Here is a 13639-nt window from a genome sequence, read left to right on the forward strand (position 1 = left end):
ATTGTGAGGGTTGAACGGGTGGCCGCTTAGCGGCCGGGATGAATCATGTTTTCCGGTTTCAGAATTTCCGCCAGTTGGCTATCGGACAGCAGCGCTTCTTCGCGCACCAGATCGACAACGCTGGCACCGGAATGCAGGGCCTGCCGGGCGATGCGGGTGGCATTTTCATAACCGATATGCGGGTTCAGGGCGGTAACCACACCGATGCTGTTATCCACCAGATGACGGCAATGTTCACGGTTAGCGGTAATGCCTGCGATGCAGCGTTCTTCCAGCATGGGCATTGCCTGACTGAGCAGGCGGATGGATTCCAGCACGTTAAAGGCAATCAGTGGTTCCATAGCATTGAGCTGCAGCTGGCCGGCTTCTGCTGCCATGCAGACCGCCAGATCATTGCCCATCACCTGATAGGCAACCTGATTGACGGCTTCCGGAATAACCGGGTTGATCTTGCCGGGCATGATCGAGCTGCCGGGTTGTTGCGGTGGCAGGTTGATTTCGTTTAAGCCGGCTCTTGGGCCCATGCTCAGAAGACGCAGGTCATTGGCGATTTTTGACAGTTTGATGGCCAGCCGCTTAAGCATGCTGGAGAAGAGTACAAAGGCTCCCATATCTGAGCTGGCTTCCACCAGATCAGTGGCCTGAATTAGCGGGTAACCGCTGATTTTGGCCAGTTCGCTAACTGCCAGTTTGCCGTAGCGTTTATCCGCATTGATGCCGGTACCTATGGCGGTACCGCCCAGATTTACTTCGGTGAGCAGTTCTGCCAGCCCGGCAATCCGCTGGATATCTTCGCCAAGGGTGGAGGCCCAGCTGTTGAATTCCTGACCCAGGGTCATAGGCACTGCATCTTGTAACTGGGTACGGCCCATCTTCAGGATGTCGCTGAACTCTTCGGCTTTTGCAATCAGGCTGGTCTGCAGGCTGGTCAGGCGGCTGACCAGGTTACCGTGGCTCAGCAGAATGGCCAGGCGGACAGCGGTGGGGTAAGCGTCATTGGTCGACTGCGACATGTTGACGTGGTTGTTCGGGTGCAGGTGCTGGTAATCACCTTTACTGTGTCCGGAAAGTTCCAATGCCACATTGGCGATAACTTCATTGGCGTTCATGTTGGTGGAGGTGCCTGCGCCGCCCTGGATCATGTCGACGATGAAGGCGTCATGAAATTCTCCACCGGTAATCAGACGGCAGGCCTGCTCGATGGCGTCGGCCGGTTCCTGATCAAGGAATCCCAGTTGGCAGTTAGCACGGGCGGCGGCCTGCTTAACCATGGCCAGTGCGCTGATCAGGTGGGGGAAGTGTTGCAGGCTGACACCGCTTAAATCGAAATTCTGCTGTGCACGCCAGGTCTGAATGCCGTAATAAGCGTGCTTGGGAATTTCCGCCTGCCCCAGGAGGTCCTGTTCAGTGCGGGTGTCGTTAGAACTGTTCATGAAGTATCACTCGTTATTGTTATGGCGAAGCAAATATAGAACCCAATAGAGCAAGGGCTGTGCCATGAGTGATTTTTAGGATTTAACTATTTGTTATATAAGGTTTTATTGTGGTTTTGTTGACAGTGCTGTTAGCCGGGAGGGGGTATAATCATAGTTATACACTGAATATGATACTGATCGTTCTGCCTGGCTCTGACGCTGATGGCAGAAGGGACCGGGGCTGTTTTATCCGGAACATAACCAAAGTTATGTGTATAACTTTGGTTATAGGGGAATCAGCGCATGTTTTTTAAGCGTTTACTCAGAGCAGGCTGGGAGATACCCAGCAACCGTGCCGCCAGTGACTGGTTATTATCTGCCCGTTCCATGGCTTCGCTGACCAGCAGCTGGCTGATTTCTGTGAGTGTTGGCAGGCTGCAGTCGGGGTTAAATACCACGGCTTCGGCAGCGCTCTGGGGACCGGTTTCTTCGCTGTCTTTATTCAGTGCCTGTCGGAATACATCCAGTGATAACTGGTGAGAGCGGTGTCGGCTGAGCGCATCAAACACCAGTGCCCGCAGCTCGCGAATATTGCCGGGAAAACTGTGGGTGGCCAGTAACTGGGTCAGCTCCGGCGGGTAGCCCGGTACTGTTTTCTGCATGTCTTCAGCGGCCAGTCTCAGAAAATGATCAAGCAGCAGGGGCAGGTCTTCCTTGCGCTGGCGCAGCGGTGGAATTCTGACCTGGTGGGTGCAAAGCCGGTAATACAGATCCCGGCGGAAATCTTCATTTTGCTGTTTGTGTTGCAGGTCCTGGTGGGTGGCGGCAATGATGCGGGCACTGCTGCGCTTGGGGCGGTCACTGCCCAGCGGATAGTATTCGCCTTCCTGTAAGAGGCGCAGCAGTTTTATCTGAGAGGTGGGACTGAGATCGCCGATTTCATCCAGAAACAACGTGCCGTTGGCTGCCTGCTCAATCAGTCCCGGACGGTCTTTATCTGCCCCGGTGAAAGCCCCGCGGCGGTGGCCAAATAGTGTGTCGGCAAAAATATGGTCATCCAGCCCGGCAATATTCACGGTGACCAGCTCGCCTTTACGATTGCTCAGCTGGTGGACGGCTCTGGCCAGCAGTTCTTTTCCGGTGCCGCTTTCACCACAGATCAGCAGGGGTTGCGAGCTGGGGGCGATGGATTCGGTGTACTGAAATACCCCGTGCATTTGTTTACTGCGGCTGATGATCGGGTCGAATACCTGTGGATGTTCGAGGGTGTTGCTAAGCATGCGTTGTCCCAGTGCCTGATTTTCACGCAATAGTTCCTGCATCCGAATCGCCCGCTTAATGCCTTCAATCAGCCGGCCTTCTTCGCTGGTTTTAACGAAATAATCAAAGGCACCTTGTTGCAGGCAACTGACAGCAGATTCCACCTGATTGAGGCCGCTGATGATAATGACGCCTATGTCCGGGTAACGTTCAGTAATTTGCTGCAACAGTTGTTCGCCGGAGATATGAGGCATGGTCAGATCCAGCAGTACCAGACCGATATTGTGGCGGGCAAGCAGAGGCATGACTTCACGGCTGTCGCTGCACTGGTGCAGGTGGGTGATGTTACCGCTGCGGCGCAGGGTCAGGCTGAGGCTGCGCAGAAATGATGTTTCGTCATCGACCAGTAATATGCCGAATTCGGGGTACAGGTTATCGGTGCTCATAGGGTTTCCTGATGACAGGCAATGGTCATACGCACCCGGGTTCCCCGGGGCTGATTGGCGGCGAATTCTAACTGGCCGCCGTGGCTTTTAACAATACCGCTGGAAATTGACAGGCCAAGACCTGTGCCGCCATGTTCGCGGCGGGTGGTGAAAAACGGGTCGAGCAGGCGGGGCAGGTCTTCCGGTGAAATCCCATGGCCCTGGTCGGTGATATCCAGCCCCACCAGATTCTGTGTCGGCAGGTAAAAGGTTTCCAGATGAATATTTTGTGTTCTGTTTTCCAGCGCCTGACAGGCGTTGACGATCAGGTTAATGATGACCTGTTCTATTCGCTGGGCATTGCCACTGCAGTCCGGCAGGTGGCTGGCCAGCCTGCTGCTGAAGTGATCGGTGTATTTCTGGATATTGTTGTCCAGCAGCCGGGTGGTGGTATTGACGACATCATTCAGGTTAAAGGTTTCCCGGATATCGTCGTCTTCCTGACGGGAAAAGTCTTTCAGGTCGTTCACAATTCGTTTGATACGCCGGGCACCGTTGTGCATGTCTTCCAGAAGGGCAGGTATTTCCTGACGCATCTGTGAGTAGGGCAGGCCTCCCAGATCAAAGTCTCCCTGTTCCTTATAGCGTTCTTCGAGTGTCGCCTCACAGTCATGCCAGGCATCTTGAATGATAGGCAGGTTCAGCAGTAACAGACCTGTAGGGTTGTTAATTTCGTGCGCAACACCGGAGACAAGAATGCCAAGAGAGGTCATTTTGTCTGCCTGAATAAGTTGCTGTTGCTGGATATGCAGTTCACGGGTGCGTTTGTTTACTTCCCGTTTGAGCAATCGGTTCCAGATCACGGCGACACTGAGGAAGATCAGCAGTAATACGGATGCCCAGAAGGTGATTTTACCGATGTCTCTCCATGGGATCCCTCTGTCCTGCAAAGAGCCGAGCCATTTGTTATAAATTTCCTGTTTGCGGCCGGTGTTATTCAGGATCGCTAACCCTTCGCTGAAACGGGCCAGTAAGGCTTCATTACCCTGTAAGACCGCATAGCCGTATTGCTGAGCCTGAAAAGGCTGGCCGACCGGCATGATGTTATTCAGCCCCAGCTCCTGTTCCAGATACAGGCCGGGAAGGTTGGCGACCAGCGCAAAGTCGTGTTTGCCGGAAGATAGCTGCCGGAGGGCGTCAGCATGGGTTTCTGCAGTGTTGATGATGGCGCCGACGTTATTTTGCAGCAGGTAGTCATGCATGATGCCGTTTTTCTGTACGACGACTTGTTTTCCCCGCAGTTGTTGCAGGCTGGAAGCCCGGGGTTCGCCACGGCGGGCAAATATCGACTGATGAACAATGGCGTGGGGTGGGCTGAACAGAAACTGCTTGCCCCGTTCTGCAGAACTGACCATGCCTTGCAATGCGTCGATTTCGCCGTTTTGCAGGGCATCCCTGACCAGAGACCATTCATCCATACGGAATTCAATTTTCATTCCCATGACTTCGGCGATCGCCTGAGTCAGCTCGACGTTATAGCCGCTGGGCTGGCCTTTCTCATCAATAAATTCGTAAGGCGGATAGGAATAATCGCCACCGATGATGATGGTTTCACTGGCAATACTCTGTAGTGAGAAACCAAAAAGCAGGGCTGAAAATAATCGTTTGAAGTGAAGCAAGCTGAGGGTTCCGGATCTGATAACGAATGGCTTGTAATCGTAACTGACACTTACTATGTTGGGTGGCTGATGGCCAGATTGCAATAGTGGCAGATCCGCAGATTCATTTTCAAAGACAGTATCAGGAGCAGTTATGCTTAATTATTCCCCCAATTGCGAGCGAAATCAGCAGCCCATTTTTGAGCAGCTACAGGGCTTGCTGACGGACAGCAGGCACGTGCTGGAAGTGGGTAGTGGTTCCGGGCAGCATGCGTTGTTTTTTGCCCGTAGGTTTCCCTGGCTTAGCTGGCAACCGACGGAGCTGATGATGAATCACGAGGCTCTGAAGCTGAATCTGATGGAGGAGGCCGTTGAAAATATATTGCCGCCGCAAATACTGGATGTGTGTCAGGCAGGCTGGGGTGTTGATTATGCAGATGCTGTTTTTACGGCGAATACTCTGCATATCATGGGTTGGCCACAGGTGGAGTGCTTTTTCGCCGGCGCGGGTGCTGCGCTTGAGCCGGGCGGACAACTGATCGTGTACGGGCCGTTTCGTTACGAAGGCGACTATACCAGTGCCAGTAATGCTGAGTTTGATCAATGGCTGAAGCAGCGTGATCCGGTCAGTGGGATTCGTGATTTTGAGGCGGTTAATGCGCTGGCTGAAGCCGTTGGATTACAGCTGAGTGCAGACGTGACAATGCCGGCAAATAATCAGTTGCTGGTATGGCGTAAATCTGAGGTATAAGAAGGGTAAAGCAGTGAGGGGATAAAGCTGTAACCCGGAGGTTACAGCTTAGAAGCCAGCTTACAGAACAGAAACGTTCTCAGCCTGAGGACCTTTCTGGCCCTGAGTCACTTCGAAAGAAACCTGCTGACCTTCGGTCAGGGTTTTGAAGCCAGTCGTGTTGATGGCACGGAAGTGAACGAATACGTCAGGACCGTTTTCCTGCTCGATAAAACCATAGCCTTTATCGGCATTGAACCATTTTACGGTACCAGTAGTAGTAGACATAATGTGTATCCTACAAAAATATAAGTAATTTAAGCGGCAACAACAGTGTGTTTATTACCGCGGTTGAGCTAAGAAATGTAGGTACTACATTTATGACTTTATGCTAAATATCTTCATCATTCAGGTTGGGATACCAGGATTTAAATCATAAAAAACGAGCCTTACTTTCAAGCCATCGCCATTCTATGCTATTTATCTGGAGAGTGGAAGGGGATATTCGGTGAAAAGATAACCAGCTTAAGGTGTTGATTTTTATAAGCTTGAGGGGCTGTGTTAGACGTTTTTTCGTAACATTTAGCTGTTACTTTCAGGCATTTTTCCGGGTGTTATCTGTACAGGTCTGGCCGGATATTTCCGGCCAGTTTCTAAGTGGGCTGATTACCACATTAAGTCATCCGGAATCTGGAAGTCTGCGTACGGATCATCCGGATCAACGGTTTCTTTCTCCTGGCGGCTGATGATCAGCTCAGGACGGCGTTCGGTAATTTTTTCAGCAGCACCGGCTGGAATCACGACATATTTACTGTCCAGTTGTGCAATGGCCAGGTTGCCATTTGCCAGCTGGTTCTGCAGTTCATTATTCACGTATAGCTTTTTGATTTTACTGCCGTCAACAAAGTTATATTCAACATCCCCGTCTTCCGGGATGCTGATGATATTCTGCTGAATGATCTGACGGGCAGCGGCATCAATTTCTTTCTGCAGGCGCTGTTCTTCCCGTTCCCGGTTCAGGGCTTTGTCTTTTTCCAGCTTCTCTTCTTTTTGTCGGGCTATCGCTGCCTGACGTTCTTGCTCATCCTGGTCCTGATAGACCTCACCTTTCTTTACGGTTTTGGATTTTTTAGTTTTTTTACGCTGATCAGCTTTAGCTTTGTTGGCCTGCTTTTTGGTTGCCAGACCTGCGCCCAGTAGTTGATCCTGAAGTGAACCTGCCATCTTAATTTCCAGATCGATCGTGAATTTAACGGACCGGAGTCTAGCATATTCACTGTCCTGTCTCTAAAGAATTGGTTTTTTTGCGGCTAAGTTCATAAAAATTACACAAAAAGTGCAGATACTGACTTGCATATCTGCGTTTTTATACGTAGAAGATATAGTTGGTTTTTCTTTAGCACGCCCCGGCCTGGCTGAAAAGCTGATTTTTTGTTGATGTGAAATCTCTGTTCATCCGGGAGACAGTGATTTCTGAAATAGCAAAGGACGTCTGACGGAAAAGTCCGCAGGCACCAAAATATAAGAAGAGGAAGGTATGTCTGATCAACTATTATCTGGTGTAGTAAAATGGTTCAACGACGAAAAAGGTTTTGGCTTCATTGAACGCCAGGGAGCGCCTGACGTATTTGTACATTTTCGGGCAATCAACGGTACGGGGCGTCGCTCCCTGGTTGAAGGCCAGCAGGTAACCTTCGAGGTAGTTGAAGGTCAGAAAGGGCTGCAGGCTGAAAACGTAACTATTACGGCCTAACTCATCCCAGAGAGCAGCTTGGCTTGCTCTGGCCGGGCTGCTTCCAGTTCGACTTCTTTTTACTGACCGGATTATTCCGGGCAGCAGATATTTTTTATTCTTTAATACTTCTAATATTCTTTTCCGGATAGTTTTACGCGCAAAAAAAATGCGCCGTAAGGCGCATTTTCCGGAATGTTTCGCTTACTGGCGAATACCTTCTACATGCAGTTCCATGTAAACGGTTTCTGATGCCGGGCCAAGGTTCTTGGTAATACCGAAATCTTTCATCTTGAATTCAGTGGTGCCACTGAAGCCTGCACGGTAGCCGCCCCATGGGTCATCACCCTGACCAATCTTAGTCACCTGAATTTCAACCGGCTTGGTTACGCCGTGCAGGGTCAGGTCGCCGCTCAGTACGCCGCTGTCTGCAGAGTAACCGGTGCTCTTGAAGCTGGCTTTCGGATATTTGCTTACGTCCAGGAAGTCACCGCTGCGCAGGTGCTTATCGCGCTCAGCATGGTTGGAGTCAACACTGGCAGTGTTGATTTCAACTTCTACAGAAGATGCATTCGGGTTTGCTTCGTCGTAGCTGAACTGACCGCTGAATTCATTGAAACGGCCTTCTAACCAGCTGTAGCCCAGGTGGCTTACGCGGAAGTTAATGGAAGCGTGTGCCCCTTTGGTATCGATTGTGTAGTCTGCAGCCTGGATGCTCGGGGCAGCTAGGACAGAGGTAGCCAGTAGTGCGCCGGCCAGAGTCGTTTTCAGTTTCATGTGTTTACTCCTGGGTGGATTGTGCTTTCCCTAACATTCGATTCAGGGTTTGGTCTTTGTTGATAAAGTGGTGTTTCAGAGCTGCCAGGGCGTGTAATCCTGCAAGGGATATCAGACCGTTGGCAAGCCAGTAATGTAAAAAGCCTGCTGTATCTTCCTGCCGTTCAATTATGGCGGGTATTGCCGGTATTTCGAACCAGTTGAATACGGCGATGGCCCGTCCGTCTGCGGTGGAAATCAGATAACCTGAGATCAGCACCAGAATAATCAGCACATACATCAGTTTATGGACAACTTTTGTCGCCAGTTGTGCCATTGGAGGCTGAGGTAATGGCTCCGGGTGCGGGTTAATCAGATTCCAGACCAGCCGGCAGACATAAAAGCCCAGCAAAATAATGCCAATGCTTTTGTGCCAGTGTGGAAAAGTCCGGTAATTGGGATCGTAGTAGTCGAGGGTGTCAATATACAGACCCAGTATATATAAGCCTATGATTGTCAGCGCCATGATCCAGTGCAATGAGATACTGGCCAGGCCATAGGTGCTGCGGGTGTTTTTAAATGGCAGTGACATAATCAGATCCTGTTTCCCGAATTAAAGATTGCAAGGGCTGGTTTTCAGTTGCCAGCGCTGTGCTGCAGCGGCAACCCGCGCCCCCAGTGCCTGAGCGGTATCTCTGTCGGACTGTGGCGGTGTCAGCTCAGCGCACTGATCGCTGTTGCTTTGTGCCATGGCCCCCAGAAAACTGCCCAGTCTGTTCAGGTCGGCATTGCTGCCCTGGCTGCTGTTATTGCCAGGCATCAGGCCAAGGCTTATCCAGTTCATACTGTGGGATGCAGCATAGACCGATAACTGGATCAGGGTATTGAGTTTATCGCCACTCTGGCTGGATGAGTTGGTAAAGCCTGCTGCCAGTTTATCTTTCCAGCCCTGTTGGGCCCAGATTTTAGAGCTGGCATCCATAAATGCCTTAAACGGTGCACTGACGCTTCCCATGTAGGTTGGGCTGCCAAATATAATTGCGTCAGCTTCAGCCAGTTGATCCCAGTTGATGGCTTCAGGATCAGCCACTGAAACGGCAATCGCTTTGGCACCGGCATTTTCCGCGCCGGCTACCACTGCCTGAGCGAGAACTTCCGTGTGGCCATATCCGCTGTGATAAGCAATAGCGACTTTTACCTGTTGTGACATTCTGATGCCCGTTGTTTGTTAATGGATGTCTGTAATGTAATACGGCATAATTTATTCATCTAATGCATTGGTGTGATTGTTGTTATGCGCGAAGTGAATTTAAGAAGCATCGACCTTAATCTTTTAGTGGTTTTACTGGCCTTGCTGGAGACCCGCCATGTTACCCGGGCAGCGGATCGTCTCCACATGAGTCAGCCGGCGGTTAGCCGGGCATTACAGCGGTTGCGGGGAACCTTCGACGACGAGCTGCTTGTACGTACGACAGCGGGATATGACTTAAGTGCCCGGGCGGTAAGTCTGTTACCTAAATTACAGACTTTGCTGGATGATACCGCTCAGTTAATTGCTGAGCCTGAGTTTATTCCTGCTCAGGCTCGGGATGTGGTGCGCTTTTATGGTCTGGATCTTGAAGCGTGTTGCTTTCTGCCATCGCTGATGAAGGTATTGCAGGAAGAAGCCCCGCAGATGAGGCTGGAAATGCGGTCGGATCCCCGGAATCATTTTGATCTGCTGGAAGAAGGGGATGTGCACTTTACAATCACAGCACTGTCGCCCAGCCGTTCGGAAAGTCAGTACCGCCGTTTACTGATGGCTCAGACCCATACTGTTTGTCTCATGGGAGAGCATCATCCGCTAGTGAATCAGGAATTGACGCTGGAGAAGTATCTGGCAGCCAGTCACGGGATTGTGTCAGTTACCGGACAGGGCATGGGGATCATTGATGAGCGGCTTGAAACCCTCGGGAAGAGCCGGCATCTGGGCCTGCGGTTGTCGAATTTTATGTCGGTAGCGGATTTCTGCGAAACGACTGATTTGCTGTTTGTATTACCGGAGCTGATTGCCAAGCGGATTGTGGACGGCCGCCGGGTGATTTACCGGGAAGTTCCCGCACCGTTACACTCGGCAAATATTAATTTTTATCTCTACTGGCATGAGCGTTATCACCGGGACCCTATGTGTATCTGGGTACGGCAGCAGCTGATGCAGAGCTTGCAGCACTGATTGTTCCGGCTGTTTTTTTAATCTGATCAGTAGCTTAACGGGTATTCTCCAAAAGGCTTGTGCTATAGTGGCAGAACGTGGATTTCACGCTTCAGTAATTTTATAAAAGCAGGTATTTAACATGGCAAGAGCAACTGCCCGTCATATTTTGGTTAACACTGAAGAACAGTGTAATGATCTGAAAGCACAGATCGAAGCTGGAGCAGATTTTGCTGATGTAGCTAAGCAGCACTCAGGCTGTCCTTCTAAAGCATCCGGTGGTGATCTTGGTTCATTTGGCCCGGGTCAGATGGTACCGGAGTTTGATAAGGTTGTATTTTCTGCCCCGGTGGGTGAAGTTCAGGGTCCGGTAAAGACTCAGTTCGGTTATCACCTGGTTGAAGTAACCAGCCGCGACGACTGATTACTGCCAGACTGCGGAAACCTGCAAGGGGTTTCCGCTATATTCCTTCCCTGTATTTATCTCCCTCTCTTTTCTTTTTTTGTCTGTATCTTTCGATCTGTTTGTTCCTGAAAATTTTTCTGATTCAGGGCATGATTTCTGAGTTTTGTGCTTTATTCATATTTTGAAGCAGAGTAACGTATTCCGTATGTATTGATGATGGAAGGAGACAATGCAATGAAATCCGGGATTACTGTAAGCGTTAAGAAAAAAGGCGATAAACAGGCGGGTGTGAGTGCCGAGCAGCAGCAGGCGATTGATGAGGCGATTCACTTTGTGCAGGGCTTGCGCAAAAAAGGGGACAACCTGAAGGTCATGATGGGCAAGCTGAATGAGCATGATCATAAGCACCCTGATGGCAGTGACTGGAGCTATGACAGCCTCGAACAGTTTATCCGTGATCACCATCTGTAAGCGGGTAGCGGATATGCGATCAGCTTTTCTGAGTATTGCCTTCGCGGGACTGTTTGTTGCCGGTACTTCAGCGCAGGCGGGCAGTGTGGTGATAGAAGACGTGCAGGTCACTCCCCGTACTGCTGGCCAGTATAATTTCTCAGTCACGCTTAAACATGATGATACCGGTTGGGATCATTATGCCAATGCCTGGGATGTTACAGATCTGCAGGGCAATCTGCTGGGCAAGCGGGTACTGCATCATCCCCATGTCAATGAGCAGCCGTTTACCAGAAGCCAGGTGATTCAGGTGCCTGCCGGTATAAAGACAGTTGAAGTCAGGGCTTATGATTCGGTACATGGCTTAAGCGAACAGACTTATCAGGTTGTTTTGCCGGATTAATACCGACTGATTCAGTTGCCGGTAGCTTCATCATCTATGGTTACCGGTGGCTGAAATTTCTTGCATTCAGGGATTGTTTTGCTAAATTACGTAACCTGTTACGTAATTTGTTTTGTTATCTCAGTAAGAGTTGTATATGCAGCCAGATTTAATGCGCAGTTTTGGCAATCTTTCCCTGGGCAGTCGCTTGCGGCGGCTGTCTGATCGCCTGGTTCAGGATGTGGTGAGTCTGTATCAGGCTCAGGGAATTGATCTTAATCCGACCTTCTTTCCACTGTTTAACTTGCTGGTTCAGGAAGGCCAAATGAGTGTCACCCAGGCGGCAGAGTTACTGGGGGTCAGTCATCCGGCGATCAGCAAAATTGCCCGGAAAATGATTACTGAAGGCTGGCTGACAAAAACGCCGGACCCTGAAGATGAGCGCCGTCAGTTACTTGCGCTGACTCCCCAGAGTGAGGCGTTACTGCATGAGATTAAGCCCGTCTGGCGGGAGATTAAACAATATCTGGACCGGCTGATGCTGACCCAGCAGCATCCACTGCTGGATGCGCTGAATGAATTTGAGCAGAGCCTGGATCAGAAAGGTTTTTTTCAGCCGGTACTGAACAGTATCCGTGAGCGGCAGAATATCGAAGATGTTGAGATTGTCGGCTGGGATGAAACCTACCGGGACGATTTTAACCGGCTGAATATGGCCTGGCTGAACAAGTATTTCAACGGTGAAATGATCGACCTGGATCATCAGGCGCTGAATACCCCGGAAAGTTATTACCTGGCAAAGGGCGGGTACATCTGGTTTGCCTGCCGTCAGGATGCGTCACGTACGCCGGTGGGCTGTATTGCGCTGGCCCGGGTGAGCGATGACCGGTTCGAAATTTCAAAAATGGCGGTGGATGAAGCGATTCACGGCCAGGGGGTAGGGCGTGAGCTGATGTTAACAGCACTGACCAAGGCCCGTCATTTAGGCGCACGGGAAGTGTTTCTTGAGACCGCCAGTATTCTGGAAAGGGCGGTCAGGCTTTATCAGAATATGGGGTTTTCCGAGATCCCTCATCCTGAAGGGAAGTCTGTTTTCCCCCGTTCAGATATGTATTTAACCCTGAGTCTGAGGGACTGAGTATGGCTGATTTAGCATCGCCGCGGCAGGAGTTTTTGCAGGGGGCAAAAGCCACATTGCCTCTGATTGTTGGCGCAATTCCGTTTGGCATAATTTTCGGCACACTGGCAGAGCCCAGTGGTTTGTCACCGCTGGCCGCGCTGGCGATGTCAGTGATTGTTTTTGCCGGCTCATCACAGTTTATCGCGCTGGGTTTACTGGCGGCTGGAGCAGCACTGCCGGTGATCATTGCAACGACTTTTGTGGTGAATTTACGGCACTTACTGTATTCGGCCAATTTAGTACCAAAGGTCAGGCATTTGCCTCTGCGCTGGCGAATTCCACTGGCATTCGGTTTAACCGATGAAACCTTTGCTGCGGTGAGCAACCGTTACTTACGCCAGGATGATTTGCAGCATGCTCACTGGTTCTATCTGGGGTCATTTCTGGCCATGTATTCTAACTGGGTATTGTGTACCGGAATTGGGGTCATGCTGGGTGAGGTGTTTCCGGGGATGGTTAACTGGGGGCTGGATTTTGCGATGTCGGTGACCTTTATCGGCATGGTGGTTCCGTATTTAACAAACCGGCCAATGTGGGCGGCGGTAATTGTGGCGGGTGCCATGGCGGTTGCCTGCGCAGCCTTACCCCATAAGCTTGGTTTACTGGTTGCTGCGCTGTGTGGCATCGCGGTAGGTGTGTCGCTGCACTGGCTGCAGCAATCCAGACAGCCTTCGGTATGTCAGGGAGGTCAGAGTTATGAATGAAGTCGGTTTGATTGCCGGGATGTTTGCGGTGACGTTCAGCGTACGGTTTTTTCTGTTCGGTGTCGCAGGAAAGATTCGTTTTCCGGCTTGGATGGATCTGGCCTTAGGGTTTGTACCGCCGGCGGTTTTGACTGCGATTATTGTACCGGCGGTTATCATGCCACAGGGGGATATGTGGTTCAGCCTGACGAACCCGTGGTTGGTGTCTGCCGTGTTTGCGGTGCTGGTGGCGATGTGGCGTAAAGATCTGTTGCAGACCATTGTGTTCGGTATGCTGATGTTTTTATTGCTGCGTTTCGGTTTTGGCTGGTAGCGCTGTCTGTTTGGCGGTTGCATAAAAGCGTCGGACT

General features: G+C 50.9%; 17 protein-coding genes. 9 read left to right on the forward strand and 8 right to left on the reverse strand.

The window, feature by feature from the left end; genetic code table 11:
- Positions 1-26: 26 nt before the first annotated feature.
- The 3 genes from JYB63_RS12910 to JYB63_RS12920 all read right to left on the reverse strand — a co-directional run bounded on the left by JYB63_RS12910 (position 27) and on the right by JYB63_RS12920 (position 4779).
- Positions 27-1433, reverse strand: coding sequence for an aspartate ammonia-lyase (locus JYB63_RS12910; RefSeq protein WP_205658257.1), 1407 nt, complete (start codon positions 1431-1433; stop codon positions 27-29).
- A 278-nt stretch (positions 1434-1711) separates the two neighbouring features.
- A complete protein-coding gene (locus JYB63_RS12915; protein ID WP_205658258.1) occupies positions 1712-3121 on the reverse strand; it encodes a sigma-54-dependent transcriptional regulator in 1410 nt (469 codons plus the stop codon).
- The gene (locus JYB63_RS12920) at positions 3118-4779 is read right to left on the reverse strand and encodes a transporter substrate-binding domain-containing protein (protein WP_205658259.1); all 1662 of its coding nucleotides are present in this window, start codon (positions 4777-4779) and stop codon (positions 3118-3120) included. The genes JYB63_RS12915 and JYB63_RS12920 overlap by 4 nt, the downstream gene beginning before the upstream one ends.
- Positions 4780-4912: 133 nt before the next feature.
- Here JYB63_RS12920 and JYB63_RS12925 point away from each other — a divergent pair, with 133 nt between their 5' ends.
- Positions 4913-5509, forward strand: a complete 597-nt coding sequence (locus JYB63_RS12925) for a DUF938 domain-containing protein (protein ID WP_205658260.1) — start codon at positions 4913-4915, stop codon at positions 5507-5509.
- A gap of 60 nt (positions 5510-5569) precedes the next feature.
- Here JYB63_RS12925 and JYB63_RS12930 read toward each other — a convergent pair whose 3' ends face one another.
- Complete coding sequence (locus JYB63_RS12930) at positions 5570-5776, reverse strand: cold-shock protein (RefSeq protein ID WP_205658261.1); 207 nt, start codon at positions 5774-5776, stop codon at positions 5570-5572.
- Positions 5777-6154: 378 nt separating this feature from the next.
- A complete protein-coding gene (locus JYB63_RS12935) occupies positions 6155-6712 on the reverse strand; it encodes a DUF2058 domain-containing protein (protein WP_205658262.1) in 558 nt (185 codons plus the stop codon).
- Positions 6713-7025: 313 nt separating this feature from the next.
- Here JYB63_RS12935 and JYB63_RS12940 point away from each other — a divergent pair, with 313 nt between their 5' ends.
- Positions 7026-7241 (forward strand): cold-shock protein, encoded by a 216-nt coding sequence (locus tag JYB63_RS12940; RefSeq protein WP_205658263.1) that lies wholly within the window; start codon positions 7026-7028, stop codon positions 7239-7241.
- 183 nt (positions 7242-7424) lie between these two features.
- On the opposite strand, the gene JYB63_RS12945 is transcribed toward JYB63_RS12940, so the two are convergent.
- Genes JYB63_RS12945 through JYB63_RS12955 form a run of 3 tightly spaced genes read right to left on the reverse strand, consistent with a single transcriptional unit; the run spans position 7425 to position 9186 of the window.
- Positions 7425-7997: a YceI family protein gene (locus JYB63_RS12945; RefSeq protein WP_205658264.1), complete on the reverse strand. Its 573-nt coding sequence runs from the start codon at positions 7995-7997 to the stop codon at positions 7425-7427.
- A 4-nt stretch (positions 7998-8001) separates the two neighbouring features.
- Positions 8002-8568 (reverse strand): cytochrome b, encoded by a 567-nt coding sequence (locus JYB63_RS12950; RefSeq protein ID WP_205658265.1) that lies wholly within the window; start codon positions 8566-8568, stop codon positions 8002-8004.
- A gap of 21 nt (positions 8569-8589) precedes the next feature.
- A complete protein-coding gene (locus JYB63_RS12955) occupies positions 8590-9186 on the reverse strand; it encodes a flavodoxin family protein (RefSeq protein ID WP_205658266.1) in 597 nt (198 codons plus the stop codon).
- 84 nt (positions 9187-9270) lie between these two features.
- Between JYB63_RS12955 and JYB63_RS12960 the strand changes: the two genes are divergently transcribed.
- From JYB63_RS12960 to JYB63_RS12990, 7 genes are all read left to right on the forward strand, one after another.
- Positions 9271-10188 (forward strand): LysR family transcriptional regulator, encoded by a 918-nt coding sequence (locus tag JYB63_RS12960; RefSeq protein ID WP_205658267.1) that lies wholly within the window; start codon positions 9271-9273, stop codon positions 10186-10188.
- Positions 10189-10309: 121 nt separating this feature from the next.
- A complete protein-coding gene (locus JYB63_RS12965) occupies positions 10310-10591 on the forward strand; it encodes a peptidylprolyl isomerase (RefSeq protein ID WP_205658268.1) in 282 nt (93 codons plus the stop codon).
- Between the two features lie 216 nt (positions 10592-10807).
- On the forward strand, positions 10808-11044 hold the full coding sequence (locus JYB63_RS12970; protein WP_205658269.1) for a hypothetical protein: 237 nt from the start codon (positions 10808-10810) through the stop codon (positions 11042-11044).
- 13 nt (positions 11045-11057) lie between these two features.
- Positions 11058-11426, forward strand: a complete 369-nt coding sequence (locus JYB63_RS12975; protein ID WP_205658270.1) for a hypothetical protein — start codon at positions 11058-11060, stop codon at positions 11424-11426.
- 136 nt (positions 11427-11562) lie between these two features.
- The gene (locus tag JYB63_RS12980; protein ID WP_243431959.1) at positions 11563-12543 is read left to right on the forward strand and encodes a bifunctional helix-turn-helix transcriptional regulator/GNAT family N-acetyltransferase; all 981 of its coding nucleotides are present in this window, start codon (positions 11563-11565) and stop codon (positions 12541-12543) included.
- 2 nt (positions 12544-12545) lie between these two features.
- A complete protein-coding gene (locus JYB63_RS12985) occupies positions 12546-13289 on the forward strand; it encodes an AzlC family ABC transporter permease (protein ID WP_205658271.1) in 744 nt (247 codons plus the stop codon).
- Positions 13282-13602 carry an AzlD domain-containing protein gene (locus JYB63_RS12990; RefSeq protein WP_205658272.1) on the forward strand — a complete coding sequence of 107 codons (321 nt, stop codon included), beginning with the start codon at positions 13282-13284 and terminating at the stop codon, positions 13600-13602. Before JYB63_RS12985 ends, JYB63_RS12990 begins: the two co-directional genes overlap by 8 nt.
- The last annotated feature ends 37 nt before the right edge of the window (positions 13603-13639 follow it).

Origin of the sequence: Aliamphritea spongicola, assembly GCF_017051665.1 — a bacterium.
GTDB lineage: Bacteria > Pseudomonadota > Gammaproteobacteria > Pseudomonadales > Balneatricaceae > Amphritea > Amphritea spongicola.

Excerpts from the sequence above, each read along its gene's own strand:
- JYB63_RS12945 (WP_205658264.1), bottom strand. The coding sequence starts at position 7,997 with ATGAAACTGAAAACGACTCTGGCCGGCGCACTACTGGCTACCTCTGTC.
- JYB63_RS12975 (WP_205658270.1), top strand. The coding sequence starts at position 11,058 with ATGCGATCAGCTTTTCTGAGTATTGCCTTCGCGGGACTGTTTGTTGCC.
- JYB63_RS12965 (WP_205658268.1), top strand. The coding sequence starts at position 10,310 with ATGGCAAGAGCAACTGCCCGTCATATTTTGGTTAACACTGAAGAACAG.
- JYB63_RS12990 (WP_205658272.1), top strand. The coding sequence starts at position 13,282 with ATGAATGAAGTCGGTTTGATTGCCGGGATGTTTGCGGTGACGTTCAGC.
- JYB63_RS12910 (WP_205658257.1), bottom strand. The coding sequence starts at position 1,433 with ATGAACAGTTCTAACGACACCCGCACTGAACAGGACCTCCTGGGGCAG.
- JYB63_RS12930 (WP_205658261.1), bottom strand. The coding sequence starts at position 5,776 with ATGTCTACTACTACTGGTACCGTAAAATGGTTCAATGCCGATAAAGGC.
- JYB63_RS12960 (WP_205658267.1), top strand. The coding sequence starts at position 9,271 with ATGCGCGAAGTGAATTTAAGAAGCATCGACCTTAATCTTTTAGTGGTT.
- JYB63_RS12980 (WP_243431959.1), top strand. The coding sequence starts at position 11,563 with ATGCAGCCAGATTTAATGCGCAGTTTTGGCAATCTTTCCCTGGGCAGT.
- JYB63_RS12915 (WP_205658258.1), bottom strand. The coding sequence starts at position 3,121 with ATGAGCACCGATAACCTGTACCCCGAATTCGGCATATTACTGGTCGAT.
- JYB63_RS12985 (WP_205658271.1), top strand. The coding sequence starts at position 12,546 with ATGGCTGATTTAGCATCGCCGCGGCAGGAGTTTTTGCAGGGGGCAAAA.
- JYB63_RS12935 (WP_205658262.1), bottom strand. The coding sequence starts at position 6,712 with ATGGCAGGTTCACTTCAGGATCAACTACTGGGCGCAGGTCTGGCAACC.
- JYB63_RS12940 (WP_205658263.1), top strand. The coding sequence starts at position 7,026 with ATGTCTGATCAACTATTATCTGGTGTAGTAAAATGGTTCAACGACGAA.
- JYB63_RS12950 (WP_205658265.1), bottom strand. The coding sequence starts at position 8,568 with ATGTCACTGCCATTTAAAAACACCCGCAGCACCTATGGCCTGGCCAGT.
- JYB63_RS12955 (WP_205658266.1), bottom strand. The coding sequence starts at position 9,186 with ATGTCACAACAGGTAAAAGTCGCTATTGCTTATCACAGCGGATATGGC.
- JYB63_RS12925 (WP_205658260.1), top strand. The coding sequence starts at position 4,913 with ATGCTTAATTATTCCCCCAATTGCGAGCGAAATCAGCAGCCCATTTTT.
- JYB63_RS12970 (WP_205658269.1), top strand. The coding sequence starts at position 10,808 with ATGAAATCCGGGATTACTGTAAGCGTTAAGAAAAAAGGCGATAAACAG.